This window comes from Ensifer adhaerens (assembly GCF_020035535.1).
Taxonomy (GTDB): domain Bacteria; phylum Pseudomonadota; class Alphaproteobacteria; order Rhizobiales; family Rhizobiaceae; genus Ensifer.
Genome location: NZ_CP083349.1, coordinates 2,086,118 through 2,112,937, shown reverse-complemented (window position 1 = coordinate 2,112,937; position 26,820 = coordinate 2,086,118). Strand labels below are relative to the sequence as shown.

General features: G+C 63.2%; 34 protein-coding genes and 2 tRNA genes. 18 read left to right on the top strand and 18 right to left on the bottom strand.

What is annotated here, in order from left to right; translation table 11 throughout:
* Positions 1 to 88 precede the first annotated feature (88 nt).
* The 4 genes from LAC81_RS10420 to LAC81_RS10405 form a co-directional block, all read right to left on the bottom strand.
* Positions 89 to 232, bottom strand: coding sequence for a hypothetical protein (locus LAC81_RS10420; protein ID WP_223724708.1), 144 nt, complete (start codon positions 230 to 232; stop codon positions 89 to 91).
* Between the two features lie 323 nt (positions 233 to 555).
* The gene (locus LAC81_RS10415; RefSeq protein ID WP_223724707.1) at positions 556 to 912 is read right to left on the bottom strand and encodes a DUF2750 domain-containing protein; all 357 of its coding nucleotides are present in this window, start codon (positions 910 to 912) and stop codon (positions 556 to 558) included.
* A 106-nt stretch (positions 913 to 1,018) separates the two neighbouring features.
* Positions 1,019 to 1,516: a GNAT family N-acetyltransferase gene (locus tag LAC81_RS10410; protein ID WP_223727801.1), complete on the bottom strand. Its 498-nt coding sequence runs from the start codon at positions 1,514 to 1,516 to the stop codon at positions 1,019 to 1,021.
* A gap of 351 nt (positions 1,517 to 1,867) precedes the next feature.
* Positions 1,868 to 2,572, bottom strand: coding sequence for an SDR family oxidoreductase (locus tag LAC81_RS10405; RefSeq protein WP_223724706.1), 705 nt, complete (start codon positions 2,570 to 2,572; stop codon positions 1,868 to 1,870).
* 125 nt (positions 2,573 to 2,697) lie between these two features.
* Between LAC81_RS10405 and gcvA the strand changes: the two genes are divergently transcribed.
* Complete coding sequence (gene gcvA, locus LAC81_RS10400) at positions 2,698 to 3,606, top strand: transcriptional regulator GcvA (protein WP_223724705.1); 909 nt, start codon at positions 2,698 to 2,700, stop codon at positions 3,604 to 3,606.
* Positions 3,607 to 3,630: 24 nt separating this feature from the next.
* On the opposite strand, the gene LAC81_RS10395 is transcribed toward gcvA, so the two are convergent.
* The gene (locus tag LAC81_RS10395; protein ID WP_223724704.1) at positions 3,631 to 4,164 is read right to left on the bottom strand and encodes a putative immunity protein; all 534 of its coding nucleotides are present in this window, start codon (positions 4,162 to 4,164) and stop codon (positions 3,631 to 3,633) included.
* Between the two features lie 87 nt (positions 4,165 to 4,251).
* On the bottom strand, positions 4,252 to 4,905 hold the full coding sequence (locus LAC81_RS10390) for a glutathione S-transferase family protein (RefSeq protein ID WP_223724703.1): 654 nt from the start codon (positions 4,903 to 4,905) through the stop codon (positions 4,252 to 4,254).
* A gap of 144 nt (positions 4,906 to 5,049) precedes the next feature.
* Here LAC81_RS10390 and LAC81_RS10385 point away from each other — a divergent pair, with 144 nt between their 5' ends.
* The 3 genes from LAC81_RS10385 to LAC81_RS10375 all read left to right on the top strand — a co-directional run bounded on the left by LAC81_RS10385 (position 5,050) and on the right by LAC81_RS10375 (position 7,460).
* A complete protein-coding gene (locus LAC81_RS10385; protein ID WP_223724702.1) occupies positions 5,050 to 5,637 on the top strand; it encodes a DUF7674 family protein in 588 nt (195 codons plus the stop codon).
* Between the two features lie 79 nt (positions 5,638 to 5,716).
* Positions 5,717 to 6,199 (top strand): transcription elongation factor GreA, encoded by a 483-nt coding sequence (greA, locus tag LAC81_RS10380; protein ID WP_223724701.1) that lies wholly within the window; start codon positions 5,717 to 5,719, stop codon positions 6,197 to 6,199.
* A gap of 232 nt (positions 6,200 to 6,431) precedes the next feature.
* Entirely contained in the window at positions 6,432 to 7,460 is a 1,029-nt protein-coding gene (locus LAC81_RS10375; protein WP_223724700.1) for a DUF3095 family protein, read from the top strand.
* A gap of 64 nt (positions 7,461 to 7,524) precedes the next feature.
* Here LAC81_RS10375 and LAC81_RS10370 read toward each other — a convergent pair whose 3' ends face one another.
* A complete protein-coding gene (locus LAC81_RS10370; protein ID WP_113540501.1) occupies positions 7,525 to 8,013 on the bottom strand; it encodes a MarR family winged helix-turn-helix transcriptional regulator in 489 nt (162 codons plus the stop codon).
* Positions 8,014 to 8,168: 155 nt separating this feature from the next.
* On the opposite strand from LAC81_RS10370, the gene LAC81_RS10365 reads away from it, so the two are divergent.
* From LAC81_RS10365 to dapA, 5 genes are all read left to right on the top strand, one after another.
* Positions 8,169 to 8,564 (top strand): Ohr family peroxiredoxin, encoded by a 396-nt coding sequence (locus tag LAC81_RS10365; RefSeq protein WP_113540502.1) that lies wholly within the window; start codon positions 8,169 to 8,171, stop codon positions 8,562 to 8,564.
* Between the two features lie 237 nt (positions 8,565 to 8,801).
* Positions 8,802 to 9,257 carry a (2Fe-2S)-binding protein gene (locus LAC81_RS10360; RefSeq protein ID WP_113540503.1) on the top strand — a complete coding sequence of 152 codons (456 nt, stop codon included), beginning with the start codon at positions 8,802 to 8,804 and terminating at the stop codon, positions 9,255 to 9,257.
* Positions 9,258 to 9,261: 4 nt separating this feature from the next.
* Positions 9,262 to 11,415 (top strand): xanthine dehydrogenase family protein molybdopterin-binding subunit, encoded by a 2,154-nt coding sequence (locus tag LAC81_RS10355; RefSeq protein WP_223724699.1) that lies wholly within the window; start codon positions 9,262 to 9,264, stop codon positions 11,413 to 11,415.
* A 2-nt stretch (positions 11,416 to 11,417) separates the two neighbouring features.
* A complete protein-coding gene (locus LAC81_RS10350) occupies positions 11,418 to 12,059 on the top strand; it encodes an Isoquinoline 1-oxidoreductase subunit (RefSeq protein WP_223724698.1) in 642 nt (213 codons plus the stop codon).
* A 335-nt stretch (positions 12,060 to 12,394) separates the two neighbouring features.
* Positions 12,395 to 13,306: a 4-hydroxy-tetrahydrodipicolinate synthase gene (gene dapA, locus LAC81_RS10345; protein ID WP_223724697.1), complete on the top strand. Its 912-nt coding sequence runs from the start codon at positions 12,395 to 12,397 to the stop codon at positions 13,304 to 13,306.
* A 114-nt stretch (positions 13,307 to 13,420) separates the two neighbouring features.
* Here dapA and LAC81_RS10340 read toward each other — a convergent pair whose 3' ends face one another.
* A complete protein-coding gene (locus LAC81_RS10340) occupies positions 13,421 to 14,872 on the bottom strand; it encodes a CHAD domain-containing protein (RefSeq protein WP_223724696.1) in 1,452 nt (483 codons plus the stop codon).
* Between the two features lie 371 nt (positions 14,873 to 15,243).
* Between LAC81_RS10340 and LAC81_RS10335 the strand changes: the two genes are divergently transcribed.
* The 3 genes from LAC81_RS10335 (at position 15,244) to LAC81_RS10325 (ending at position 18,263) form a co-directional block, all read left to right on the top strand.
* Positions 15,244 to 16,350 (top strand): endonuclease/exonuclease/phosphatase family protein, encoded by a 1,107-nt coding sequence (locus LAC81_RS10335; protein WP_223724695.1) that lies wholly within the window; start codon positions 15,244 to 15,246, stop codon positions 16,348 to 16,350.
* Between the two features lie 2 nt (positions 16,351 to 16,352).
* Positions 16,353 to 17,093: an NUDIX hydrolase gene (locus LAC81_RS10330; RefSeq protein WP_223724694.1), complete on the top strand. Its 741-nt coding sequence runs from the start codon at positions 16,353 to 16,355 to the stop codon at positions 17,091 to 17,093.
* A 252-nt stretch (positions 17,094 to 17,345) separates the two neighbouring features.
* Positions 17,346 to 18,263, top strand: coding sequence for a PhzF family phenazine biosynthesis protein (locus LAC81_RS10325; protein WP_223727744.1), 918 nt, complete (start codon positions 17,346 to 17,348; stop codon positions 18,261 to 18,263).
* A 50-nt stretch (positions 18,264 to 18,313) separates the two neighbouring features.
* On the opposite strand, the gene LAC81_RS10320 is transcribed toward LAC81_RS10325, so the two are convergent.
* From LAC81_RS10320 to LAC81_RS10310, 3 genes are all read right to left on the bottom strand, one after another.
* Complete coding sequence (locus LAC81_RS10320) at positions 18,314 to 18,943, bottom strand: hypothetical protein (RefSeq protein WP_223727743.1); 630 nt, start codon at positions 18,941 to 18,943, stop codon at positions 18,314 to 18,316.
* Positions 18,944 to 19,048: 105 nt separating this feature from the next.
* Positions 19,049 to 19,124: transfer RNA gene (locus LAC81_RS10315), tRNA-Lys, on the bottom strand.
* Between the two features lie 145 nt (positions 19,125 to 19,269).
* The gene (locus tag LAC81_RS10310; protein ID WP_223727742.1) at positions 19,270 to 19,842 is read right to left on the bottom strand and encodes a hypothetical protein; all 573 of its coding nucleotides are present in this window, start codon (positions 19,840 to 19,842) and stop codon (positions 19,270 to 19,272) included.
* 299 nt (positions 19,843 to 20,141) lie between these two features.
* Here LAC81_RS10310 and LAC81_RS10305 point away from each other — a divergent pair.
* Positions 20,142 to 20,217 (top strand) — tRNA-Lys (locus tag LAC81_RS10305).
* 47 nt (positions 20,218 to 20,264) lie between these two features.
* Here LAC81_RS10305 and LAC81_RS10300 read toward each other — a convergent pair.
* On the bottom strand, positions 20,265 to 20,522 hold the full coding sequence (locus LAC81_RS10300) for a hypothetical protein (protein WP_223727741.1): 258 nt from the start codon (positions 20,520 to 20,522) through the stop codon (positions 20,265 to 20,267).
* Between the two features lie 591 nt (positions 20,523 to 21,113).
* On the opposite strand from LAC81_RS10300, the gene LAC81_RS10295 reads away from it, so the two are divergent.
* Entirely contained in the window at positions 21,114 to 21,374 is a 261-nt protein-coding gene (locus tag LAC81_RS10295) for a DUF1127 domain-containing protein (RefSeq protein ID WP_113540513.1), read from the top strand.
* 41 nt (positions 21,375 to 21,415) lie between these two features.
* Here LAC81_RS10295 and LAC81_RS10290 read toward each other — a convergent pair whose 3' ends face one another.
* Positions 21,416 to 21,664: a hypothetical protein gene (locus LAC81_RS10290; RefSeq protein WP_223727740.1), complete on the bottom strand. Its 249-nt coding sequence runs from the start codon at positions 21,662 to 21,664 to the stop codon at positions 21,416 to 21,418.
* 220 nt (positions 21,665 to 21,884) lie between these two features.
* On the opposite strand from LAC81_RS10290, the gene LAC81_RS10285 reads away from it, so the two are divergent.
* On the top strand, positions 21,885 to 22,262 hold the full coding sequence (locus tag LAC81_RS10285; RefSeq protein ID WP_223727739.1) for a hypothetical protein: 378 nt from the start codon (positions 21,885 to 21,887) through the stop codon (positions 22,260 to 22,262).
* On the top strand, positions 22,255 to 22,572 hold the full coding sequence (locus LAC81_RS10280) for a hypothetical protein (RefSeq protein WP_223727738.1): 318 nt from the start codon (positions 22,255 to 22,257) through the stop codon (positions 22,570 to 22,572). The genes LAC81_RS10285 and LAC81_RS10280 overlap by 8 nt, the downstream gene beginning before the upstream one ends.
* 191 nt (positions 22,573 to 22,763) lie before the next feature.
* Here the strand turns inward: LAC81_RS10280 and LAC81_RS10275 are convergent, their stop codons facing one another.
* Both LAC81_RS10275 and LAC81_RS10270 read right to left on the bottom strand, forming a co-directional pair.
* Complete coding sequence (locus LAC81_RS10275; protein WP_113540517.1) at positions 22,764 to 23,036, bottom strand: hypothetical protein; 273 nt, start codon at positions 23,034 to 23,036, stop codon at positions 22,764 to 22,766.
* Between the two features lie 251 nt (positions 23,037 to 23,287).
* Positions 23,288 to 24,304 carry a glycosyltransferase family 2 protein gene (locus LAC81_RS10270; RefSeq protein ID WP_419195821.1) on the bottom strand — a complete coding sequence of 339 codons (1,017 nt, stop codon included), beginning with the start codon at positions 24,302 to 24,304 and terminating at the stop codon, positions 23,288 to 23,290.
* Positions 24,305 to 24,531: 227 nt separating this feature from the next.
* Here LAC81_RS10270 and LAC81_RS10265 point away from each other — a divergent pair, with 227 nt between their 5' ends.
* Positions 24,532 to 24,948: a hypothetical protein gene (locus LAC81_RS10265; protein WP_223727736.1), complete on the top strand. Its 417-nt coding sequence runs from the start codon at positions 24,532 to 24,534 to the stop codon at positions 24,946 to 24,948.
* A 316-nt stretch (positions 24,949 to 25,264) separates the two neighbouring features.
* Entirely contained in the window at positions 25,265 to 25,417 is a 153-nt protein-coding gene (locus LAC81_RS10260; RefSeq protein ID WP_223727735.1) for an entericidin, read from the top strand.
* Between the two features lie 88 nt (positions 25,418 to 25,505).
* Here LAC81_RS10260 and LAC81_RS10255 read toward each other — a convergent pair whose 3' ends face one another.
* The 3 genes from LAC81_RS10255 to LAC81_RS10245 all read right to left on the bottom strand — a co-directional run bounded on the left by LAC81_RS10255 (position 25,506) and on the right by LAC81_RS10245 (position 26,632).
* Positions 25,506 to 25,910 carry a hypothetical protein gene (locus LAC81_RS10255; protein WP_223727734.1) on the bottom strand — a complete coding sequence of 135 codons (405 nt, stop codon included), beginning with the start codon at positions 25,908 to 25,910 and terminating at the stop codon, positions 25,506 to 25,508.
* Positions 25,911 to 26,018: 108 nt separating this feature from the next.
* Positions 26,019 to 26,210: a hypothetical protein gene (locus LAC81_RS10250; RefSeq protein ID WP_223727733.1), complete on the bottom strand. Its 192-nt coding sequence runs from the start codon at positions 26,208 to 26,210 to the stop codon at positions 26,019 to 26,021.
* A complete protein-coding gene (locus tag LAC81_RS10245) occupies positions 26,207 to 26,632 on the bottom strand; it encodes a hypothetical protein (RefSeq protein WP_223727732.1) in 426 nt (141 codons plus the stop codon). The genes LAC81_RS10250 and LAC81_RS10245 overlap by 4 nt, the downstream gene beginning before the upstream one ends.
* Positions 26,633 to 26,820: the final 188 nt, after the last annotated feature.

Here is a 26,820-nt window from a genome sequence, read left to right as displayed (position 1 = left end):
AAAGCCCGCCTTTAAGGCTCCCCGGCGGCCTCTCGCGCTTGCGGCGACTGGCCGGGCTCAGCGGGCAGTTCATCCCTCTTCCTGAATTTTAGTTTTCCTGAACCGATACGCCATCCTGGCCGATCTTGATTTCGACGCCCGGCTTCGTCTCCTCCTGGTAGATATAGATGCCGAGGCCGACGACCGCGACAGCGAGCAGGGCGATGACGAGATAGAGGCCGTTTCGGTTCATTCAGAGCTCCTGTGTTCGGTTTTGTCAGGGAAATAGGAGCTTCATCAGGAAAGACAACAGGATAGCGGCTGAACGCGACGGCCGAAGCCGTCCTCGGTCTTTCCTTGTTCGGGTCTGCGGGGCACCTGGATTTGGCGCCAGAGCGGTCGATGGTGGCGTTTACGGCACACGCGTCCATCGCCAAAGCCGTCCTGACGCTGCCGTCTCCGCGCCGACCGACGCTTCTTCGATTGGGAAATGCCGACATTGACGGGATACTCCGCCGGGAGGTTCAGGCAGATCGCCGAGAAACTGCCGCCGCCATGGCAGCATGGCCTCGGCGCCTACCGACCCTGCATCTCGTGCAGCCATCGGCGCACGTCGGTGGGCGGGAGGTCAAAGCCGGTCGCAGCCGCGCCGCTCCAGTTTATACCGACCATTATCGTGTCTTTCTCGAGGCCTGTTAACCAGCGATCGACAAAGACGTCCAGTGGCAGTCGATGAGGTTTGAAGCTGCGATAGGCCGGCATTCGGTCGATTGTCAGCTGAGCCCTGGCCTGCGACGACCAGAAGGGCATCGCGGTTTCATTCGACTGGTTCGTCGAGGTCGGAAAACCCGCTTCGTCTTGAATTGCCCAGACGAAACCCGTCTTCAAAACCTCTTCGAAGAAGGCATGGGTGTGGAGGGGCGCGACGCTCATCGCGCAACCTAAGCAGCACGGTGTGGTACTTGCAACCCTGCGGTTGTTACGGATCGGAGCGGGGTGTCGTTGTTCACCCCGCTCCGGTGCTTTGCCGCCAAGTCAATCAGCTTGCGTCAAAGCCCTCGTGGTGGCTGACGCGCCCCGAAGGCACCGGGCCTTCGAACGCCTGGGCCATGAAGTATTCGGCCGGTACGCCTTCCAGCCGCAGGGCCGTGTGGGTTTCGAAGCCGAAGCGTTTGTAGTAGGCGGGGTCGCCGAGAAGGACGCAGCCTTTGGCGCCGGTCTTGGCGAGGCGCGCTAGGCCCTCGCGGATGAGCCTGCCGCCGATGCCGCCATTCTGACGATCGGGTCTGACGGAGACCGGGCCGAGCGCGTACCAGCCCTTGTCTTCGCCATCGATCGTCACCGCTGAGAAGGCGACGTGACCGACTACGTCGTCGTCGGCGACTGCGACCAGTGAGATCGTCAGCGCGCCAGCGACGCGCAGGGCGTCGATGATCTCGGCTTCCGTCTGGCTGCTATATGCCATGGGCGCGAAGGCGGCCTTGGTGATCGCTCGGACGGCGGCGATGTCTTTCGTCCGCTCTGAGCGGATTTCGATGTTGGTCATGATATGAACCTGTTCTGTGAACCGTGGTCACGCGCCGCCGTTGGCGAACGACTGACATCGTCCGCTGAGGGCGGCTATGCGTCTCGACCGGTCGAGACGTCAGTGGTTCAGAACAAGCTCCAGCATCGACAATTCCTCTGCACAATTCAGGCAAGCAGGGGCGATATAGGCACAGGGGTCCGGAGCGGTCAACGGTTGAGGCCGGTCCGGCGCGTTGCGACATTCGTCTAGCGCGCCTTCGGGGTGCCACGGCTTCGTATCCTTGGCGGTGCGCCGTCTGTGGGAGGCGGCTGCTCTCCCGACAAGCGCGGGAGAGCAGCGATCATAGATCGTGGGTTGCGCTCACACCGATCGCGTCAGGCCGCCGTCCACCTTCAGGTTCTGGCCGGTGATGTAGCCGGCTCCTTCGGAGGCGAGGAAGGCGACGGTGGCGGCGACTTCGGCGCTGGTGCCGTAGCGCTTCATCGGCACGGCGTCGCGGCGCTCTTCGGTTGCCGGCAGGCTGTCGATCCAGCCGGGCAGCACGTTGTTCATGCGCACATTGTCGCCCGCATAGGTGTCGGCGAAGATCTTGGTGTAGGAGGCAAGGCCGGCGCGGAAGACGGCCGAGGTCGGGAACATCGCCGACGGCTCGAAGGCCCAGGCGGTGGAGATGTTGACGATCGAGCCGGCCTTCTGCTTCTGCATGATCGGCGCCACGAGGCGGACCGGGCGGATGACGTTCATCAGGTAGACGTCGAGGCCGGTGTGCCACTGCTCGTCGGTGAGCTCGAGGATCTGGGCGCGCGGGCCGTGGCCGGCGCTGTTAACCAGCACGTCGATCCGGCCCCATTTTTCCATGGTCAGGTCAACCAGGCGCTTGAGGTCGTCGTTTACCTGGTTGGAGCCGGTGACGCCGATGCCGCCGAGTTCAGCGGCCAGGGCCTCGCCCTTGCCCGAGGAAGAGAGGATCGCGACCTTGAAGCCATCGGCGGCAAGACGCTTTGCGCTCTCTGCCCCCATGCCGCTGCCGCCGGCGGTGATAACGGCTACTTTTTCTACTGCCATGTGTCCATTCTCCTCGTCGCATTCAGGATGATGCCGGATTTTGCGGTTCTCGTGATTGAAATACCATCTCCTTCATGCGACGACGAGAAAGTTTCGCTTTCAAGTGGCAGTAGAAAAACTATCGGATGAGTGACGCACCGGGAAAGCTGCCCTCGTTGAATGGGCTGAAAGTGTTCGAGGTGGCGGCACGCCATCTGAACTTTCGGCTTGCGGCCGAGGAGCTGGGCGTCACGCAAGGGGCGGTCGCCCAGCAGATCCGCGCACTGGAGGCCGAGCTCGGCGTCAAGCTCTTCGAACGGCTGCCGCGCATGCTGGCGCTGACGGGCGAGGGACGGGCCTATATCGCCGACGTCCGTCGGGCACTCGACATCATCGCGCGGGCGACCGATGGGCTGAAGCCGCAGCCGGTGCGGCTGACGATCAGCACCACGCCATCCTTTGCCTCGAAATGGCTGATCCCGCGGCTGCCGGATTTCACCGCACGCCATCCCGATCTCGACCTGCATATTCTTGCGTCCGATCGCATGTCGAATTTCCAGGCCGATGGCGTGGACCTGGCGGTGCGCTACGGGCGGCCGCCCTTTGGGCCGGGGCTCGCGGTGGAACTGTTGTTCGAGCAGGAGATCGTCGCGGTCTGCAGCCCGATGCTGATGGCCGGCCGGCCGGTGCCCGAGACGGCGGACGAGCTTGCCGGCTACACGCTGCTGCACGATGCGCACAATTTCTGGCCGGAGTTCATCGAGCGGCATTTCGGCGGCAGCCGGCAGGCCTCGTTCAAGGGCATCAGCTTCAACCAGACTTCGCATGCGATCGAGGCGGCGATCGCCGGGCAGGGCATCGTGCTCGCCAATGGCGATTTCGTGGCGCAGGACATCGCCGAAGGCCGGCTCATCCGCATTTTCTCGGGGTCGATGTCCGGGCCCTCGGATTTCTATCTGGTCTGGCCGCGCTACCGCAAATCTCCGCCGTTGCAGACGGTGATTGCCTGGATCAGCGAGGAAGCGGGCAAGGCGCGGATGCGGCCCCCGGTGTGATCTCCCGCCTCGCCGCGCGCTTGGTCAGGGGCGCAGGGCGGTATCGAGCCGGTAGAGCACCGCGTGAAAGGCGCCCTTGCTGGGCTTGCGCCCCGGCAACTTGCCGATGATACGCCGGATGTCCTGCGATGCGGCGGCGATCGCTGAGCGCAGTTCGGTCTCCATGCTGCCGGCCTCGTCTTCCGCGCCGAGCGACAGCGCCTGGATGGCATAGGCGGCGGGGCCGAGGATGTGGTTGATCTGGTGCGGCGTTTCGATCGGGTGGGTGTAGGGCGCACCGGCAGCGGCAATCGCCGCGCGGGCGGCCGCCTTGGCGGCGGGATCGTCAACCGCGCGCGCCGCCGCTTGGGCGCTCCAGGCCGCCTTGCGCAAGGTCGCGGTGCGCGGGCCCCCTTCAGCAAAGGCGAGGGCCGCGGCAATCGCCTCGCGCGGGCGACTGTCGCCCGGCACCGCCGCCTCGAAGAGCGGAAGCGCGCGTTCGGCGCAGAGGATCGCCCAGCGGGTGATGTGGCGCAGATCGTCTTCAGTCAGGAGCGGCGCGGGGGCTTCGTCGGTCATTGGATGCGACTTCGTTGTGCAGACGGGGGCGGCAGGTCCAACGGAATGCCGGCGGTTTCGTTCACCGGCCTGACGTCTCCGGGAGGCTCAGCGCTCCCAGCCCTCCGTAAACGGAAAGCGTTCCGCCCACAGGGCCGAAAGCCTGGGATCGGCGTCGACGCGGCGGATCGGTTCTGCGAGCGCGGGCGCGACCTGATAGAAGCGACGCCGGCCGGGCGACCAGCGCGAGGCGGTGGCCACATAGAGGTCGAGCACCGACAGTTCCTCGCCGAGCAGGTATCTGCCCGGGCGCAACTGTGCCCCCATCCGCTCCCAGCAATGGGCGACCCGGTCGAAGATGCGCGCTTTCACGGCCGCGTGGTCCTCGGCCTTTTCGATAATGCGCGAGGGATTGTCGGCGATCCAGTAGAGGGCATAGATGGCCGAGGATACGAAGGTCATCCACCGCAGGAATTCCGCTCGTGCCGGGTCTGTCGGCGCCGGCGCGAGCCGTCCGTCGGGATGGGTATCGGCCAGCCAGATCAGGATCGCCGCACTTTCCGTCATCAGCTCTCCCGTCGGCAGCACGAGGGCGGGAACCTGCGCCAGGGGATTGATGCGGGCGAGCCGGCTTGCTTCCTCTTTTCCCGCCCAGGGGGCATGTTCTTCCACGCGATAGGGCAGGTCGAGAAGGCGAAGGGTTGCCTCGATCGGAACGGATCCGGAGCCTGATGCTCCATAGACGACAAACGGCTCGGCCAACGATTTTTCTCCCTGCATGACCCAGGCCGGGACTCGAAGTCCGGCCGCTTCCATTCCATACTCCGGGTTGTCGCATGGATCGTCGCCTTCGCGCTATAGGCGATTCTCTTGCGTTGTGCGGGGAATCGGATACCGGCTCTGCGGGTGGCAGACACGGATCACGGCCGCACCGGGACTGTGCAATTACCATCGGGAGCGCGGCTTGCGCCAGGCGCTCAACACGGGCAGGACGAAGCGATGCCAAAGGAAAGTACCGACGCACCTTCGTTCGGGTTCGACCGATCGAACATGTTTGAGCCGCTTCTGCGGGCCGCCCCGTCCTTTGGCGAACCCTGGGCGGCGTTCCAGGAAGAATACCGTGACGACGACCATCCGCCGCTTTACCTGGCTTTGGCGGAGCTGGCTTGCCACCTGATCAAGAAACTGGAGGCCGGCGACACGCGTCACTTCGGGGCCGTTTTCGATGTGGTCGAACGCTGGCACACCAACGGCGACGCCTATGTCAGGGAGGCGGCAACGGTGGGGCTTCTCGAGGACTTGCAGAACGTAAACCTTCACCGCGAGACCAGCCCCGACGGCTTTGTCCGATGGCTTGGGCCGGAAAGTCTCGGGTGGTGGATTCGGGTCCGCGAATTCTGGACGCTTGGAAAACCATGGCTTGAGTGCCTCGGGCAATCGAAAGGGCGCGCGAGCGCCATTCTTCTCGCACGGGTCAGGCGGAAATGGCTATAGTGTTGATCGGCGGGGAACGGAGCGATATTGCACCAGTCGCCGAGTTGCATCGAGCCATACCGCTACGGAGTTCCAGAGATTGAGCGTTGCCTTCACCAAGGAAGAGAGTGCCGAAACCGCCGCCGAGACACTGTTGCCGGATCGTCCGATTTCGCCGCATCCGAACCTGGTGACCGAAGCTGGGCTGAAGGCGCTGGAGGCGCAGATGCAGGAGGCACGGGTCGCCTATGAGGCGGCGGCCACGATCGACGACGTGAACGAAAAGCGCCGCCAGCAGGCAGGCCCCTTGCGCGACGCGCGCTATCTCACCGAACGGCTGCGCACCGCCCAGCTGATGCCGGAACCGGTTTCGACCAAGGTCGTCGCCTTCGGCAGCACGGTCACCTTCAACCGTGACGACGGGCGGGTGCAAAAGTACCGGATCGTCGGCGAGGACGAGGCCGATCCGAAGGCCGGGTCGATCTCCTATGTCTCGCCGGTCGCCCGGATCCTCATGGGCAAGGCGGTCGGCGACGTCATGAGCGTCGGCGATCAGGAACTCGAAATCACCGCGATCGCCTGAAAGCGATTTCCGAAAACGGTTGAGGGTGGTTCCCATCCGGGCTGTGCGTTCCCGGCGGCCGTGGCCGTCGGAGGGAGACGTGCGCCTATTATTGTCGCATGCGATTTAATTGCTTCCTATTGACATTGATGCGTACCGGCATGTATATCGCATCCGATTTAATTTTGCGGCATGGCCGTGGATGGACAACGACACCGGGCCGCTCCAGGCGCCGTCGGCAAGGAAGAAGCGCATGCACAGTAGCGACGCTCAACGCGCTCAGGCCTATCGCGAGTTTACGCACGTGCTCGATCCCAAGGTCTATGAGCCGCTGCCCGGCGACTGGCTGATCGGGATCACCGATGTGGTGAATTCGACCGGGGCGATCCGGGCGGGGCGCTATGAGGACGTCAATTACACCGGCGCCTCGGCGATTGCCGCCATCGGCAATGCCTGGGGCAACTTCGATTTTCCCTTCGTCTTTCGCGGCGATGGCGCGGCCTTTGCCCTGCCGCCGGAGGGGGCTGCGACCGCGGCCACGGCGCTGCGGCAGGTTGCGGCGTTCGTGAAGGATCGGTTTGGTCTGGACCTTCGTATCGGCCTGCTGACGGTTCAGGAGATCCGTGCCGGCGGGCAGGACGTGCGGATCGCCCGCTACGCCGCTTCGGACGTCGCCACTTACGCGATGTTTGCCGGCGGCGGGCTCAAATGGGCGGAGCAGCAGCTGAAGAACGGGCATTATCGGCTGCAGCCGGAGATGGATGGCGGCGAGCCCGATCTCACGGGGCTTGCCTGCGAATGGCGGCCGTTTGCGAGCCGGCAGGGCCAGATCCTGTCACTGCTGGTCGAGCCCACCGAGCGCGTGACGCCCGAGCGTTTCGCGGCTCTCGCCAGAGATGTCATCGCCGTTTTCGACGAAGGGCCGCGGCAGTCGCATCCGCTGCCGAGCGTAATGGGCGTGCCGAAGGACGAGCGCGTGCGGGTTGCGCCCGAGCGCTGGGCGGGCGTTGCCGCCAATTCGGACTTCCGCAAATATGATGACGGCCTGCGTCTCACGGTCGATTGCGCGGTCGAGCAGATCGACCGGGCCGAAGCGATCCTGGTTGCCGCGCGGGCACGGGGCGAGGTCATCTTCGGGCTGCACCGGCAAAGCCACGCGCTGATGACCTGCCTGGTGCCATCGGCCCGGCCCGATGCGCATCTGCATTTTCTCGATGGCATGGATGGCGGCTATGCCAAGGCGGCGGAGATGATGGATCCGCGCAAGCGTCTGAGCGCTTAGCCCGACGAACAAGAGCGACATTGCGGGACGCGCTCACGCATCCCGGCCGCCGCCATCATTCCCTCTATTCTTTCCGTGAACCCGGCTGCGTGGCGTCGAGCAGGTTGTCACGCAGCTTGGCGACAGACTGCTGCACCGTTGCAAAGTCGTCGCCGAGGCCAATCGCGTCGGTCAGTGCCGCGCCAGGGTCGGCATCCACGAGCGCCTGGCCGGCGGGCGTCAGGGTGAGGCGCACCTGCCGCTCATCCGCGGGATCGCGCCGACGCTGCAGGTAGCCGTCGGCCTCGAGCTTCTTCAGGATCGGCGTCAGCGTATTCGATTCCAGGAAGAGCTTTTCGCCTAGCATGCTGACCGTCTGGCCGTCCTCTTCCGAGAGCGCCACCAGGGTCACGTACTGGGTATAGGTCAGCCCCAGCTTGTCGAGCAGGGGCTTGTAGGCGCGGCCAAAGGCGAGGTTTGCGGAATAGATCGCGAAGCAGAGGAAGTTGGAGAGCTTCCTGCCGCCCTTGGCAGACGTGGTCTGCGGGCCTTTCGTTGTCTTGGAGCCGGGCATTGGGGTGTCCTTTTTTCTCTTTCCGTATCTGCACTTAATATAAATCGCATCCGATTAAATCGCAATGGTGTTGACGGGATGTTCGACTTCATCTATATACATCGCATCCGATTGAAGCGGATACGCTTTAAATATCAAATAGAGAGGAAAATGACATGACCGAGAAGCTCCTTTTCACCGGCAAGACCCACAACACCGGCGGCCGCGACGGCGGCACCGTGAGCCAGGATGGTATCTTGGAACTGAAGCTGTCGCAGCCGCATCCGGCCGCGGAAAACCTGTTCGGCGCCGCCTGGTCGGCCTGCTACATCGGCGCGATCGAGCTTGCTGCACTGCAGCGCAAGGTGAAGCTCCCGGCCGGTCCGGAGGTTGACACCGAGATCGATCTCAACGTCAACGACGGGTCCTACTTCCTGCGCGCACGCCTGAATGTCCGCCTGGAAGGCCTCGAGCGCGACGTCGCCGAGGAAATTGTCCACGCCGCTCATGGCATCTGCCCGTATTCGAAGGCGGTTCGCGGCAATATCGACGTCGAGACCAATCTCCTCTGATTTCGCCTGAAAGATTCTCTTTGATTATCATCGGGATGTGCCGCCCTGGATCACCAGCCGCGGCGCATCCCGATACCGTTTCGGGGGAGCGTTGTTCCTCGGTGCGAGACGTCAGCGGATGATGGGAGGGGCGGGTTTCCGGCTGGACTTCACGGGATTGTAATTTGGCCGATCGTCAACCCTGTTGTTATTTTCGCGCCTTCGCATGTACAGGGGACGGCTCCGGCCGATGGTGTCATGCCTTACAATCTCACTGTGAATGGTCAGAACTATGCCGTCGATGTGGACGGCGATATCCCGCTCCTTTGGGTCCTGCGCGACACCATTGGCCTTACCGGAACCAAGTTCGGCTGCGGCATCGCCATGTGCGGCGCGTGCACGGTGCATGTCGACGGCCAGGCGGTGCGCTCCTGCGTGATGCCGGTTTCGGAAGCGGCCTCCGCGGCGATCACCACGATCGAGGCAATCGGCGACACAGCCGAGGGTGCGCGGGTGCAGAAGGCCTGGCTCGAGATCGACGTGGTGCAGTGCGGCTACTGTCAGTCCGGGCAAATCATGTCTGCGGCCGCGCTCATTGCTGCCAATTCGCAGCCGACGGACGCCGACATCGATGCAGTGATGGCCGGAAACATCTGTCGTTGCGGCACCTATCCGCGCATTCGCGCCGCCATCAAGCTGGCAGCAAAGGGGTGATGCGATGTCCATTTTCGACAGGGCCGACTTTGCCGTATCCCGCCGCCAGCTTCTGATCGGCGCAACGCTGACAGGGGCGGGGCTGATGGTCGGCCTCAGGCCGCCCACGGCCGCCGCCGCAACCGAACCGTTCGCGCCGAATGCCTTCATTCGCATTCCGCCCGAAGGCAAGATCACCTTCGTCATGCCCTCCGTGGAAATGGGGCAGGGCATCTACACCGCGGTCGCGATGATGCTCGCCGAAGAGCTGGAGGTCGACCTCGATCAGGTGGTGCTGGAACATGCGCCCGCCGATCCAAAGCAATATGCCAATCCGCTGCTCGGCGACCAGATCACCGGCGGCTCGCTCGCGATTCGAGGCATCTACGAGCAGATGCGCAAGGCGGGTGCCACGGCCCGCATCATGCTGGTTGGCGCTGCGGCGCGCAATTGGGGCGTTTCGCCCGACGCCTGCAAGGCCGAGGCGGGCCATGTGGTCGAGACGACCGGCAGCCGGCGCGCGGCCTACGGCAGCCTGATCGCGGCCGCGGCATCGCAGGCCGTTCCACAGGAGGTGCCGCTGAAGCCAGCATCCAGCTACCGGGTGATCGGCAAGCCGGTGCGCCGCCTCGACAGCCCGGAAAAAGTCAATGGCACGGCGAAATTCGGCATCGACGCCCGGCCGCAAGGTGTGTCCTACGCGGCGATCGCGATCTGTCCGCACTTCAACGGCAAGCTGCGCGCGGTCGACGAGGCCCCGGCCATGGCAGTCAAGGGCGTCTCCCAGGTGGTGCGGATCGAGGAGGCCGTCGCCGTCGTCGCCAACAATACCGGGGCTGCGCGAAAAGGGCTGGCGGCGCTTGCGATCGAATGGGATCCGGGGCCGAGCGCCTCGGTCTCGCAGGACGAGCTTGAGCGCCGCATGGACGAGGCAATCGGCGGCAACGCCTTGCCGCATGTCGACGAAGGCGATGTTGCCAAGGCCGAGGCCGAGCACGGGCCGGTGCACGAATTCATCTTCCGCATGCCGATCCTCACCCATTCCGCCATGGAGCCGATGAACTGCACGGTGCATGTGAGGCCGGATGGTTGCGACGTGTGGGTTGGAACGCAGATCATGAGCCGGGCAAGACAGGCGGCGGCCGATGTCACCGGCCTGCCGGTCGAAAAGGTTGTGGTGCACAATCACCTGCTCGGCGGCGGCTTCGGTCGCAGGCTCGATGTCGACGGCGTGATCCTGGCGACGAAGATCGCCAAACAGGTGAATGGTCCGGTCAAGGTGACCTGGAGCCGCGAGGAAGACATCCGCCACGACTGCTATCGCTACCTCAACTACAGCAAGGTCACGGCGACGCTCGGGCCCGACGGCATGCCCGTCTCCTGGCGGCACCGCGTCATAGGTCCCTCTGTGATGGCGCGCTGGCTGCCGGCCTTCACCAAGGGCGGGGTGGACCTCGACCAGATGGGCGGGGCGGAAACACCCTATTCGATCCCGAACAAGCAGACCGATTTTGCGCGCCACGAGGCGCCCGACGGCATGCTGACCGGCAACTGGCGCGGCGTCGGAGCGACGCGCAACGTGCCGCCGGTCGAGTGCGGCATCGACGAACTGGCTGAGGTGGCCGGCATCGATCCGCTCGAATATCGAAGGCGGCTGCTGCAGCACAAGCCCAGGCTTCTTGCCGCGCTCAACCTCGCCGCCGAAAAAGCAGGCTGGTCGGCGGCGCTTGCGAAAGGCAAGGGGCGGGGCATTGCGATTGCCGAGGATTTCGGCAGTTTCGCCGCCATGATCGCCGAAGTCAGCCTTGGTGAAAACGGCCAATTGAAGACCGACCGGATCGTCTGCGCCGTCGATTGCGGCCAGGTCATCAACCCGGACACGGTGGAGGTGCAGATCCAGAGCGGCGTCGTCTATGGATTGAGTGCTGCGCTCTACGGCCGCATCACGGTCGAAAACGGCGCCGTGGTCGAGGGCAATTTCGACGATGCGCCGGTCCTGCGCATCCATGAGACGCCGGCGATCGAGGTGCATATCGTGCCGAGTTCGGAAGCGCCGGGTGGCATAGGGGAGGTCGGAACGCCGGGTGTGGCGCCGGCGCTTCTCAACGCGATCTACATGGCGACGGGCAAGCGGCTGAGAACGCTGCCGATAAACCAGACCGACTTGCGGAGGGTGTGACCATGTTCAGGCGAACCCTTGGCCTTCCGCTTGCCGCCGCTCTGGCCGCCGTCGGCCTCATTGCCGTCTTCGACCCGATCAGCGGCTATGCCGAAACACCCGGTAGCGGCGCGTTGAAGCCGGTCGCCGAGTTCTCTTCGATTGCCGATGCCAGCGCGCGCTCGAAGGCGATCTTCGCCGAGGCGAGCCGGGTGCTGACGCATCCGCGCTGTATCAATTGCCACCCGGCAACACGCAGCCCTACACAGGGCGAGGACATGCACCCGCATGTGCCGCTGATGATCGCCGCCGATAGCTCCATGGGGCCGGCCGGCCTTGCCTGCAGCACCTGCCATGGCGCGGAGAATCGCCAGATCGTCGGCAGCCGCCTCAAATCCATACCCGGCAATGCCCATTGGCAGCTGGCACCCGAAAGCATGGCGTGGCAGGGCCTGAGCGTTCGCGAAATCTGCGAGCAGGTGAAGGATACGGAGCGCAACGGCAACCGCTCCCATGCCGATCTCATCAAACACATGGGCGAGGATCACCTGGTCGGCTGGGCCTGGCATCCGGGCGAGGGCCGCAGCGCGCCGCCCGGCTCGCAACCGGAGCTCGCGGCGCTAATCGCCGCCTGGGTGGATACGGGTGCGGAATGTCCGGACTGAGCTCTGGCTCATGCCCGAACTGAGCGGGCATGATATCTCCGTGGCATTTCGTGGCGTGCTGCGCACATGCGGCACTGGGTACGTTGACGCAGGAGCAATCGCCAGTCGGACCGAAGCTTCGGTCGCGACTTGACAATGGGCGGGGACTGTTCGACTTTCCTCGCCATGTCCTGCCGCCTCGCAAAACTGACGACTGTGAAAAAAGCCCCGCTTTCGGGGCTGTCGGTCGTTGCGCGCAGAGCATAGCAAGCACAAGGATCAGATCGACCCCGCCGGTTCGGACGGGGTTTTCGCTTGCGCTCTCCGTCTCCGGTTTTTGAAGGAGATGGAATTTCATGGAAGGCACAGGTTCAACACGACCGCCGGCACCGGGTGGCCTCTGGCTGCCGCTGATCACGCCGTTTCGCGATGGCGAACTCGATGAGCGCTCGCTCCGTCGGCTGGTTACGCACTACGCCGCAGAGCCGATCGACGGTTTCATCCTTGGCGCCACCACCGGCGAGGGCATGGCGCTCGACGAGGGCGAATGCGAGCGGCTGGTGGCGATCACCCGGGAAATGCTGGCTGCCGTGGGCCGGCGCATTCCGGTCTATTTCGGGCTTTCCGGCAGCGATACGCGAAAGTCGGTGAGGGCGCTTGCGCGCACCGAGGCGTGGGATGTCGACGGCTATCTGATCGCCTGCCCCTATTATACAAGACCGTCGCAGCGCGGACTGTTTGCGCATTTCTCGGCGCTTGCCGATGCCACGGACCGGCCGATCCTGATCTACAACATTCCCTATCGGACCGGCGTCAACCTCGGCAACGAAACGATGCTGCAGCTTGCGGAGCGGAGAAACATCGTCGGGGTCAAGGATTGTTCGGCCGACGCGGCGCAATCCTTCGATCTGCTGCGCCACAAGCCGCAGGATTTTGCGGTGCTGACCGGGGAAGATCCACTGTTTTACACGGCGCTCACCCAAGGGGCGGAAGGCGGGATCACGGCGTCCGCCCATGTGCATACGGCCGCATTTGCCGCCATTCGCAACAGGTTGATTTCAGGCGATCAGCCGGGCGCGCTTGCCGACTGGCAGCGTCTCGCCGATCTGCCGCGGCTGCTCTTTGCAGAGCCGAGCCCCGGGCCCATCAAGCATTGGCTCTGGCGCACGGGGTTGATCGACAGTCCGGAAATGCGTCTGCCGATGGTGCCGGTGAGCGACGAACTGGCAGCGCGGATCGACCGGGCGATGAAGATGCAGGCGTCCTGACCTGGCGGCATCGCCCGACAGCGGCCCGAACGGATGGGGCGTCCTGACCGGAATCACATTTCTCTTTCCCGAAGGACCGTGATGTTTTGAGGGCGTTGATCGGCCGAGCGCCGGTCAGCGCCAGAAGCGCTTGGCGTCGATCACGTCGTCGAGGGCGTTCTGCGCGTGATCGATCAGCTTGTCCTTGTCGGTGTGCAGGACCAGCGTTTCGGCATCCGGGTGACCTTCCAGGCCGATCTCGTCGAGCACCTGCGGGCCGGAAACGAGGTCGTTCAGCGTGCCGAGCCGGTCCTGCAGGCCGGTCATGACATCGATGAAGCGCCCGTGGCGCCTGGCGCCGCGCTTGTCGTCAAACAACGTGGCGAAGAACTCGGCGGCATAGCGCAGCTTCTTTGCATCCTTGCGGGCCTCGTGCCGCTGCTCGTCGCTGACCTTGGCCAGCGCGCGGCCGTGTTTCTTGAGCTTACGGCGTGCGCGGTCGAGAACGGCTTCGGCAAAATCGACCACCGGCTTTTCGCGAAGCTCGGCGGGAGCGACCGACAGATAGCCGCCGCAGTGCAGCCACTCATGGAGATCGAGCAGGAGGGCGCGGCCGCGCGCCCCATCCAGCGCCTCGAAGACGTCCGCGTAGCGGGCGCTGCGGGCCGACTTCAAGCGCTCGCGCAGTTCCGGCTCCGGCTGGCGCGTCAGGAGAACGTCGACGTCGCGGGCTCTGCCGAGCACGCCGGCCAACCATTTCAGCTCGCCCTTGAGGCGCTCGCTCTCCGCGTCGCCAAGGATGTCGCGGTAGAGCGAGATGGCCGAACGCAGGCGGCGAAGGGAGACCCGGGCCTGGTGCAGCGCCTCCGGGTTTCGCCGCACGCGCAGCACGTCCTCGTTCAGCCGGTAGTGCCTGAGACAGGCAAGCGCGATGGTGCGGAAGCTCTTCGTCACATACATCTCGCGGTCGAGTTCGACTGGCTCGGCCTTGAAGACGATCTGTTCGGCATCGATCAACTGGAAGCCACGCTCGGCCTTCGACATGACGCCGAAGCGGATGGGAACGATCGCCTCGATCCGCCGGGCAAGGGTGAAGAGCGCCTTCGGGTCGCCGTCCTTCAGCTCGAGCTCGACTTCGCCGACGGCGGTCTGGCGGCTGCCTGAGGTGATCATGCCGCGGTCGAGCACGACTTCGATCCGCGTGCCGTCCTGGTCCACCTCCCAGGTGCTGCGCTCGACCTCGACGGTGAACTGCGGCTCCAGATCGTCGGGCGTCAGATCGAAGACGGCAGCAAGCGGAGTGGTGCGGTCGACGACGGGCTCGTCTGCGGAAAGCGGCTGTTCCCACTCCGGTCGGGCAAAAATCGATGCACCTGGGCCGGTCGCCTTGATTGTCTGGATGCGGGCGGCGCCGAACGTGCGGATGCGCAGGGTGAAGCCCGCCTGGTGAAGGTCACGGGCGCTGGTATCGAAATAGACGGACCGTTGCTCTTCGACGCGCGCCGGCTCACCCAGGAGACCGGACGCGGCGAAGCGGGCAAGATCCTCGGCGGAGAGCGCGAGCTTGAGTTCGATTTCCGTATTCAAACCTTCCTCCATGGGCGCGGGGGCTATGTACCAACGCCATTTGAGCACATTGGTTCATGGTTTGAATGACATGGATCATGTCGCGGGCGCAGGAACGTAAAGGCGATCGCCGGAAATCGCACTTGCAGCGAGATGAGAGGCCGGCAACGACATCAGGCCCGGTATTTGCGGCTTGATGCCGGGAGCGGTGCCCGGCCCACCAACGGTGAATTGACCTAACGCTTTGTAATGGCCGAACTCCCGGACGGAAAACCGCTTCGCACTTTTCCTGGAATTGCTTCTGAGATGCCGCAATTCCTGACGGAAAACCGCTTCGCACTTTTCTTGGAATTGCTTTAAGCTCCCGGCATTTCATGCCACGGAATTGATAAATGTCGCTTCGCCTTGCCACCTTCAATATCGAAAACCTTTTGAGCCGCTTCGATTTTTCCGGCTTTCGCAACCAACTGAAGCAGGATCGCGTGCTCAGGCTTTTCGACGTGAAGTCCGAGGCGGAGTACCAGCGGCTGGAAGAAGCGCGCACCATCGCGCATACGGACGATACGCGGCAGATGTCGGCGCTGGCGATTGCCGATTGCGATGCCGATATCCTTTGCCTGCAGGAAGCCGACAACATGGCCTCGCTGCAGGCCTTCGAATACAACTATCTCTTCCGCATGGTCGGCAGCGGCTATCGCCAGAAGTACCTGATCGAGGGCAATGATTCGCGTGGCATCGATGTTGCCGTGCTGATGCGCGAGGAGACGCGCGACGGCCAGCCGATCGAGTGCCTGGATGTGAAGAGCCATGCGGGCCTGACCTATGAGGATCTCGATCTCTTCAACGACCAGATCGCGCTCACCAATCGCCCGGCTGACCGGATCTTCAAGCGCGACTGCCTGGAGTTGGACTTGAGGATCGGCGGGCGGCCGCTGACGCTCTATGTCGTGCACTTCAAATCGATGGGGCCGGCGCGCGAAGGGCTCGATGGCCGGCAGGCGACAATGCCGCTGCGCGTGGCCGAGGCCAGCGCCGTGCGCCACATCATCGAAAGCCGCTTCGGGCGCGGGCGCACCGCCGACAAGATGTTCGCGATCTGCGGCGACATGAACGACTACCAGGAGAAGGTGAACATCCTCGGCGATCGGCGTAACGGCTACCAGTTCGTGCCGCATGAGGAGGACACGAGTTCGCTCGACGTATTCAGCCATGATGGCTTTGCCGAAAACCCGATGTTGCGCCGGCCGGTGATGGACCGCTGGACGCTGTTTCACAGCCGCGGGCCGCAGGAGCGGCACCTCTGCCAGCTTGACTATATCTGGCTATCGCCGGCGCTTGCCAAGCGCAACCACTCCCAGGTGCCCGAGGTCATTCGCGGCGGCCAGCCGTTCCGCACCATCTTTCCGCCGGGGCTAGAAGTGGAGCGCTATCCGCGCACAGGCTGGGACCGACCAAAGGCGTCGGACCATTGCCCCGTGGCCATCACCCTGGACGTGTGATCATGAGCACAATTGAAAGCAACACGGCGGCGTGGCCGGCCGAAGGCGTCATCATTCCGATCGACGATGTCGAGATTCGCGTCAACGGCGCGGCGCATCCGTTTCACCTGGAGGAAGTTGGCCGCGCACAGGAAAACTGGCAACGCGAGATCGCGGCCAACCCGCACCTCTTCGACGGCCGCATGGTGCTGCAGCGGGCGCTTCGCATCGAGGGCGGACGCGTGAAAGGCGAGGGGCATGTGGTGCCCTATTCGACCTTTCTCTGGTGGCGGAAGACGAGAGTGGAGGGCGCCTTCCATCTCTTCGCCATGCCGGCGATCCTTTCATCCGACGGAGCGCTGATCCTGGTGCGCATGGGCTCGCACACCGCCAATCCGGCCCGCGTCTACAGTCCTTCCGGTTCGCTGGAGCCCGAGGACATCGTCGACGGTCGCTGCGACATCGACGGCAACATCCGCCGCGAGGCGCTGGAGGAAACCGGAATCGATCTGGCGCTGGCAAGCGCCGAACCCGGCTATCAGCTGTTGCACATGGACCGCGCCGTGACCGTCATCCGCGTCTACCGCTATCCGGAAAAGGCGGCAGCCCTGGTCGCCCGCGTCGCGGCACATATTGCCGACGATCCCGAGCCGGAGATCGACGAGGCTATCGCGATATTCGGCGCGGATCCGCGGGCGTACAACTATCCGCCGTTCATTCCGCCCATTCTCAACTGGCTGTTTAAGCGAAATGGCCCGCTCTGATTTTGAGTCAGCCGGGCGGTCTAATGGTTTGATTTCGTGAGGCTATAGCGCCTGCCGCCCGGGCGGCGACGAGAGGTGTATGCGTGCCGGCCAGTCTCAAGCGCGCGCTCTGCCGCACCGGCAAGGTGCGCGCCCCCGCAACCGCAACTAAAGTAGTCGTGATGCGTGCCGAGTTGTGTACCGGTGCTTTTAAGCCTTGCCGCACGCGTCCTGACGCTGCAAAGTTTGGGGCATATTCGCAAGGGGACATGAATGGCGCTGAGCTACGCGATCTACGACGTCTTTACCGACAGGCAACTCGAAGGCAATCCACTGGCTGTGGTCTTCGGCGCCGATTGGCTGGACGACGAGGCGATGCAGGCGATCGCGCAGGAATTCAACCTGTCGGAGACGGTGTTCATCCGCAGGCCCGGCGGCGCCGCGCATACGGCCAAGCTCCGGATATTCACCCCCAGCCAGGAACTGCCCTTTGCCGGACACCCGACGGTCGGTGCGGCCATCGCAATTGCCGAGGCCCAGCACGGCGCGACCGAGGAGGGGATCGACCTCGTGCAGGTGCTGGAGGAGAAGGTGGGGCCGGTGCGCTGCGCCGTCCGCCTCAAGCCCGGGGCGGCGAGTTTTGCCGAGTTCGACCTGCCGCGCAAATCGGCCCGTATCGATGCCCGCTTCGACCGGCAGGCGATCGCCGATGCGCTGAGCTTGAAGCTTTCGCAGATTGGCTTCGAGAACCACGTGCCTTCGTTCTGGAGCGCCGGTGCGCCCTTCGTCATGGTGCCGGTGCACGACGTTGCTGCGGTTTCTTCGATCGAGTTCGATTCTTTGCGCTGGGAGCAATTGACGCCGATGGCGGAGGGGCGGCTGGCTTCGGCCTATGTCTATTGCCGCGGCGGCGTGAACCATACGGCGCGCTTTCACGCCCGCAAGTTCGGCCCCGGTGCCGGCAGCCTCGAGGATCCGGCGACCGGTTCGGCGGTGGCAGCTCTTTCCGGCGCCATCCATTTTTTCGACCAGTTCGTGGACGGCCACCATCCGGTGCTTGTCGAGCAGGGGGTAGAAATGGGGCGGCCGTCCTTCATCCACCTGCATCTGGATATTGCAGGCGGAGAGATCAGCAATGCCCGCATCGGCGGTCACGCGGTGAAGATCGCAGCCGGCGAACTCTACGTTTGAAGCTCCCGCACAATTTGAAGTCTTTGCTTCAATCGCGATCTTTGGCGTGATCACGGGATTGAGTCGGGGATTGAACTCATGTTGCAGACTTCGCCCGACATCGCCGCACGCTGAACGCAGTCGCAGGCCGTCTCCCACTGCGCCAGGAACCTGTAAGGGCTTTCGCCCGCGCCGAGCGTGTCGAAGCATTCAGGCTGATCGCTTGGGCCGAAGAAGCGCAGGCCGCGCGTGCCATAGTCACGATCGACGGCGCCCAGATAGCGCCACTTGGACGAGTCGGTGCGCTTCGCCTCGACACTGTCGACTTCGGTTGGTTCTCTGCCTTCGGGAACGGCGATGAATGTCGCAACACCGCCTGCGCCCAATGCGGCAATCCAACCTTCGGAGGTCAAATACAGGCCCGTCCGTTGGGCAGGCGCCCAATCTTCCCACATCCATTTGTCGAAGGCGCCGAAGGGCGTTTTGACGCTGACGTAATAGTCATCACCGTCCCGGCCTACACGCACCGTGGCCTGACTGTTCGGGAGTGAAATCTCCACAGCGTCACGATTGGGCAGCAGGAGCAGGCCAACCGCCAACAGGATCGCGGTCGTGATCTTGTTCCGGCGGACGAGCCCGAAGATGCGGTTGCCGAGATTACCAGCGTTCACGAATGATCCCCGCCGACTGCGCGCTACCATTGGTCGCTAGCACCGAACGAGAATCGCAACCAGTCTCAATCGCCGGTAACCGACAAGATGAAGATTCTTTGGGAAAAGTAAAAGAAATCAGCGCTTTAGAAGTTTTGGTGGGTGATCACGGGCTCGAACCGTGGACCCGCTGATTAAGAGTCAGCTGCTCTACCAACTGAGCTAATCACCCATCCATGGCGTCGCTTTAGCGCACGACCGGACGACACTCAAGAGGGTAATTGCGTCACGCGATGAGAAACCCACAGCCGCTTCGATCTCCCGGCGGACGACTCTGGCTCTGAGTTCCGTTGCATTCGCTTTACCCGCCCTCCCGATCAGCGCACGTCGATGAACCGGCCGCGCAGGTCGAAGCGGCAGTTGAAAAACTGTGCCCTGCCGCCACCGCTGTCGTAGTTGCCCTGCACCCAATAGTACCGGCCGCTCTGGAAGGCCATGTTCACGGTGATCCGGTTGGGACGAACACCGAATGCGGCCGATGCCTCGCCCTGGCAGAAGCGCGGCATCATCCTCGTGTCGACGCGATCCGGCTGCTGGGTGTCATCGTACTGCGGCGGGCGTTCCGGTCTCGGACGATTGTTGCCACCGCCGGAGACAACGCGGCAGACTCCATTGCCAGCGCCCCGGCGCGTGTAGCTGATCGATGGCGAGCCATCCCGGTTGACGCTGATCGAGACCGTCGTTCGCCCCTGGCTTGCTTCGTAGTAATCACTGCTGAATCGCCGCAGGCGCGCCTGGCTGCCGTTGATGAAGACCGGCCCACCCCGATCCGCGTGCACCTCGATACGGCCGGGGCACGTTGCATTGAAGAAGGGCACTTCGGCGTTCGCTTCGGTAGCAATGCCGGCAAGCACGCCGACGAGCATGCCAATTGCGATCGTGCTGCGCATAGGGATGTCCTCTCCACTTGTGGCTGCCGTTATTGTGCCGTTCCGCTGCAAGTATGCCGAGCGTGAAACTCGCGTCAAACGCGTCTTTCGTCGCACCTCGTTTCCTGCCTGCACCTCTAGAAGGCGCGCGGCTACGTCCTGAAGAACACCGAACAGCCACGCGGCACGTTGTCCACAGGGCCCTTCGTCGCTCCGCGAGATTTTTCAAAAGATTTTCACAAAGGCGCTGGACAACCCAATCGAACGCCTTTATACGCCCCCTCACGACAGCAGCGGGACACACCGCAGCGGTCGCGGATGGGTGATTAGCTCAGTTGGTAGAGCAGCTGACTCTTAATCAGCGGGTCCACGGTTCGAGCCCGTGATCACCCACCAAAACTTCTCCTAAAGCGCTGATTAAATTTTGTTTGTGGCGGCGCGCTTCAATTGACGAAGCGTGGGCTGATATTGGTGAGAAGCATCACCACCTTGTCTTCTATCGCCTGGCAGTTGCTTTCATAGGCAACCGTCAGAGGTTCATCCGACATCGCGTGCTCTCTCAACTCATCACGCGTGATCACGGCGGCGCCATAGGCCGCCATCAGGCTGTTGAGCGCCAGGAACCTCAGTTCCGAAATCTGTTTCCGGTGTCTTGGCAGTCGCATCATCAGTCGGGCCCGACCGATCTTCTCGAAGTCCATCGCTCCACCTCGAATAACCTTTGAAGTGCAGTGTCCACCACAAGCAGGCAGGTGGCAACAGATTGTGGCCATATTTCTGAGCCGCGCTGGAGCGGTCGAGGCTCGTTGCAAACCGGGCGGTCGAAGCCATTGCCGGTGGGGCTGGCGACGAGGTCGATGATCGGGCCGGGTCGACTTGCCAAAGAGCGGCAGCCCGAATGGTCGCGCTTTTCGTCGGTTGACGCATGAAAGGGTCGCAACCATCACCTGTTGCTCCGGTGCAACAGGCAGTTCGTCATTCCGACAGTCAGCGATTGTCCTCTTGCGGCAAAAGTAAACTCGTGTAACTTTCGCCAAATCGGAGCTCAAACTAGAGGAGGCGTACGATGAATCATAATTTTGTACAGATGCTTACCTCTGGTGGAGTGGCATGCCCGTCACGACGAGTACGCCATAATTCTACGGGTTACTTCGGCGCATAAGCGCGACCCGAGTTCCGCCTTTTCGTATTTTCCATTTTGACTTGATGTGACCGGTTCCCGGAATGCGTTTCCGTGTCCGCGCGCATCCATAATCTAGAGGACCCGACCGCTGCGAGCGGCGGGATTAATCATGCGCGAATTGCAACTTACCGCCGCTGGCACCTTGCCGGCGATAATGGACGACCTGTTCCGAACCTTCGGCTTCCGACGGACCGTCGGCGCCTTCCTTGTTGCTGCCTGGAGGCGTCAGCGGACGCTCAACCATCTCAGCCACCTATCCGATCGCATGTTGCGCGATATCGGTGCGGAAGAAGGCGTGAAGAAGCCTGCGATAGCCGAGATTTCGCTATGGCAACTGCCGGTCGGCTATCCGTGGACGAGGCAGAACTGAGGCCCGCCCCGAGCGGGCCTCTTCCTTCCATCGATCAAGGTTCACGATTTGGGTCGTTGGGACCCAGGGTCGCCCTGATCGGACGGTGCTGCCGACTGTTGCGCGGCGGCGAGCTTGGCGGCGCAGTGGTGCCTGATCATCGCCGCGGCAAGGTTTTCCCGCTCCTTGCCGGTCGCCCCGGCCTTTGCCGCCGCCATATCCCGGCACCAGCCGGCATCGAGAACCTCTTCAGGGATGTGGGGGATGCAGGACGAGAGAAGCAGCAGCGAGCAAAGGAGGACGACGCGCATTCGGGGCTCCGTGGGTGGGTGCCGAATTCATAGCACCAGCGAGCCTGAACGGAACAGGGCGGTGACGCGGCGGATGTGCGCGTGGCGGCGTTCGATCTACCGGCCGATGCGGGCGGTCGATGGCCTCGACATTTCCGAGCGCAAGCGGTGTCGCGAGGATGGAGCCTTGCAGTCGTCGCCTGTATGTCGCCACCATGCAATCAATGCGGGCGAGTGAAGAATGCAATTGGCAAGGATCAGGAGAATACTGTTTGCCACCGTTCCGCTCGGCCGGGTGGATTATCTGCTCGGCATCATGCTGTTCGCTTTGGTGCTTGCTGCACTTTTGCCGTTTGCGGTGGCTGACGAAGCAGGGACGTCTATGAAGAGCGCGTTGATTTTCTGCTACGGCTACGCGGGTTTTCTGACGCTGCGGCGCTTGGTGGATCTTGGCGTCGCCAACGCAGGCATCGCGTTCCTGTTTCTCTATGGATATTCCGTCGCCGCCGGCGGTCTTGGCCGGGCATTCGGCGCCTGGGCCGTCGTCGCCCCGGCTGCGCTGTTGCTGTTCTTGTTTTTGAGCCCGACCGCTGACAGCCGAGTAACACCGGATGTTTAGGGAACTCGACCTGAAATGGGCCTATGGCGGCGACCGGGAGTGGGGGGCGGAGTTCGATTTTGATGGCGACGTCGGTCCCGAACTGCCTGTGCGGGACGGTGTGTCCTTCCTGCTGCAGCTGGATATCGGCATGAAGGAAGAGAGCTGGGCGGAATGTTTTTCCGTTCTCGTCGTCACCCGGACAAAAGGCCCCGCCGAAGCGCGGACACGCGCTACATGGAAGTACCGCGCTACAGTTTCGCAGTCCCTAGGGATCATGCGAACAGGGCGATTGCGGCTTGCCAGCGTGACACCTGGGATGAGAGCCTGAAAGAACTGCGCAAGCGCTTTCATTGGCAATACGAACCTCGCCGACCCTGATGAAGCCCTGCGCCGGGGCGGCTGCCATCATGGCTGGCAAAAGGCGATCCCGAGCCGCGGCAGCGCCGCAGTGTCGCTCAACTGCCGATGCGACCACCCACTGGCCGCCAGTGCGGCAGGGGTGGTCGCGGCTTGGGGCCGTTACTGGCTCGTAGACGGCTGCGTTGTCGACGGTTGGGTCGTCGTGGACGGTTGGGTCGTTGACGGCTGAGTGGTCGAGGGCTGAGTCGTCGACTGGTCAGTCGTTGCCGGCGGCTGCGCCGTTGCGGGCTGCTCGGTCTTCGCGGGCTGCGTCGTCGTCGTCGCCGGTGCTGTCTCGGTGGCTTGCTTGTTGGCCCCCGGTTTCAGGAACACGACGCCAAGGACGATGAGCACGATCACAACCACGATACCGATGACTGTGTTTCGATTCATGCAGGCTTCTCCTCAGGTTAAGTGCCTCAGAACTGTAAATGGAGCGGTCGGTCGAATAATCAACGGCCAAGCTCGCGGGTCGGTTGAAAAACGGTCCATCCGGTCGCGAGACGACTGATCGCGCCGATTATGGCGTCGGGGATGGGACATGGCCGCAAGTGGTGCATTGCCTGGTGCCGCAGGGTTGCCGCGCCGGGAGAGCTGGCGCTTTTCCGTGTAGATACGGAGTGGCGCGGGCCGGGGCTGTCGCCCTAGCGTTCGCCGCCGGCGGCGGCCCTGGGAACAGGGGTGATGAAGCCGAGCCGGAGCAATTGCTTCGAGCCGCCGAATTTCACCGAGGAGTGGGTAAAGAGTTGCAGCAGATCCGTGCTGCTGCGCGCTTCCTGCGTTCTGGCGTGTGCGGCCGAACCATCGAAATGCGGGCCGCCTGAGACGGCGTCTTCGGCGATCTCCTTGTAGTCGGCGAAGAGCGCGAAGTGGAGAAGCGCGCCGAGCACGGAGGAAAAGTTGCGCTGAAAGGGGAGCGGCTGATGGATGCCGGCGCCGAAGCGACAGTCCTCGTCCCAGAAGATCAGCGGATACTTGATCAGTTCCAGGTCGGAATCGAACTCGCGGTGGCGCGCGCCACCCTTGACGGTGATGGCGCGCGTGGTGGTCGCCAGCGAATAGCCGCGGCTGTCGAAATGATCGGCGATTTCCCAGGGGGCGCGGGTTTTCAGCTGGTTGACGTCCGCCGCACCGAGATCGATCGGATACATGTCCAGCATCGGTGCCGGCAGCCGCGAGATTTTCAGGTCTTCAAGCGCGTGGATCACCGACCAGAGCGTGCGGTTCTCGCAATCGTCGTAGACCAGGAACTCATCGGAATCGACATTCACGTACCAGCGCTCGCCGCCATAGAGCGCAAACAGCGCCTCCCGCCAGAGGCGGCCGTGCCGGGCTTCCCAGTGGCGCAACGTCGACGCCCACAGGTCGACATCGGGCTCACCCAGCAGATATTCGCGCGTACCGTCGGTCGAGGCATCGTCGACGCAGATGAAGCGGGTAACGCCCAGCGACCGGTAATGCGCCAGAAAGCCCGGCATCAATCTGGCATCGTTGCGCGTGAGGAAAACCAGCGGAAGGTCGTCGGGATAAAGCGATGTCTGCCCGAGAGGGCTGACACAGCGCAGCTCCACCTCGCGGCTTTCCGAGCTCTCGCGACGCTCGACCTTGGCCGTTTCATACCAGGTGGCGAGACGATCGAAGACGTTTCGGTCCGCGATCATCCCAGCGTCGGATTGATCCCTGAAAGGATAGGTAATGTCTTTCATTCCCATTCCGATATGTATTTTTCATACATAATATAGCTCGGACTTAGATCAAGAACGCGGGTGAGGCAATCACGCAATGCCATGGGTTCGGGGCGCCGATCGCTTGGCTCGGCACGATGCTAAGGCGTGAACATCGCCGGTGCGTTCCCTTGGGTAAGGGCTCCGTGATATAGCGTTCGCCGATGAGCAATCCGACCCCTTCGACCTCTACGCCGCTTGGCGCGCGGGCCTGCGGCACCTGCACGCTCTGTTGCCGGCTGCCCGATATCGACGCGTTGGCGAAACCGGCGAATGCCTGGTGCCGGCATTGTATGGACGGCGAGGGGTGCCGGATCTACGCGCAGCGGCCGCAACTGTGTCGCGACTTCCTCTGTCTCTGGCGCACGGATGCGGACCTGGACGACGCCTGGGACCCGGCGCGCTCGCGGATGATGATCTATCGCCAGGGGCCGCAGGTCACGGTTCTCGTCGATCCGGACCATCCTGAAATCTGGAAACAGCCGCCCTATGCGCAGACGCTGCAGTGCTGGGCGCGTGAGGGCGAAGGCGGACAGTATGTGATCGTCTTCGTCGGCGACGCCGTGTTCAAGGTCGACTGAAGCGCACTCAAAAGCCCGCGAAAAAGAAAGAGCCCCGCACGAGGGCGGGGCAAGCAGGCACCCAAAATGGCTCAGGGTGCGGGGAAGCGCAGTCCAGAAAGAACGTACTGCGCGGTACGGAAGCTAACGCGCGCAAGGCGGCCGGGGGAAGGCCTGATTCGGCGATTCTGGTACGCTTGCCAAAATAATTCCCCGGAAGGCGGGGGCGTCGGGCACTCGGTGTTGCGGCCGTCCTCGTCGTTCCGGTTGTAAGCCGACCGATTGACTTTGCGGCGCTCCGCCTCATTTCCGATAGGAGAAACTGACGGAGACGAGGATGTCGAAGACGATGCTCATGGTCCACTGCCTGGCGCTTCTTGCCCTATCGGCGTGCGGCAACACGGCGCGCGGCATTCGTGAGGATAGTGTCGAGACCGGCCACGCACTCGACAATGCGACGCACCGGGTGCTGAAGTCGACCTCGAAGTAGGACAACCGAGGTCAGGACAGGAAAGGCGTTCCGGCCTTTCCTGCGTTTGCCTGCACCGGTCGCGGCGGGCTCGGTGCCCGGATGCGCTCTATCGCGGCCGCAGCGCGCTCGGTTGAGCGACCGTTTCGCTGCTCGAAAAGATGACGACCGCAAACAGCAGCACGCCGATGAAGGCGACGATCGAAGCCGCGGCGACGACGGGTTCGATCTCGGGCCTGCCGGTGACCATCAGATAGAGCGAGGGCACCAGCACGGCGACGCCGGACGTGTAGACGTAATACTGGATCAGGGCGAGCCGGCGCTCGGCCTTGGCGGGATTGAGTGCATAGTAGATGCCGAAGATCGCCATCGTGACCCAACCGAGCAGGTTCGTATGGGCATGCGCCGGTGTCGCGGCGTGATCCTGGCTGATCGCCATATGCAGGCCGATAATGAGTCCGATGATCAGGAAGATGATTGCGGTCTTGAAGTACAGATGGGCAAGGCGCGGCATCGAATCTCTCCTCGTTGTGCTCCCCGCTTACTTTATTAGCATTTTTGCAAATTAATAATGATTGCCAATATTGGGCATTTTGCGCAGTCGCTATCCCCTTGAAAGGATTTATACGCGCTGGGCGGTTGCGGCGGCCAAGGCTGCGCGCTTGCGCGTGGCCATGTCGTGGAAGGCGGCGAGGTTCTGGCGCTGCAGATAGGCCGCGATCGCGGCTTCCACGCCGCGCTCGTTGCCGCCTTCGGCATCCCAGAAGGCTTCCATGGCAGCGAAGAGGGCGGACTTGTCGAGCGTCATGGTCATCGCAGATCGGCACCGAACTGCTGGTGGTGGTTGAGGGTGCCGTGGACGGCCTGGCTGTAGGGTCCGCGGTCGGCGCCGAAGTCCGCGCACCATCGCTCCCAGGCATCGGAGGTGCGCACGAAGGCCGGCAGCTTGTGCTCTTCCTCCGGGCTCTGGTCGTAACCGTCGAGCCAGGCGGCGGCGACCGTCTCGGTCACATCTTCGCCGTGGAGAGCATCGAGATCGAAGCGGATCAGTTTGGCGACATGCTCACCATCGTGGACACGTAGCCAGTCGGCGGCGGTGCGGTAGGTGGTGCCGACGGTCTCGGTCTCCTCACAGAAATAGCCGGCGCCAAGCGTCATGACGGCGAGCATGATCTCACATCCGCGAAGGAAAGGGGTGGCACCCGTCAAGGTATCCGCGATCAGCACGTCGGGCATCGTTCACCTCGGCCTGTTCGAGGGGCGCGCTGGCGTGCCCTTTCGGGTGCCATCGGTTCCTCCGGTTTTGTCATTGGTGAAATATAGGAAAATTCCTATTTATGCGTCAATAGGAAACGCACTGCCGGCAGGAAATTTCTGCGCGGGACGACGCGCAGTTGTCGATAGGCGATTATTTGTTCTTGTTT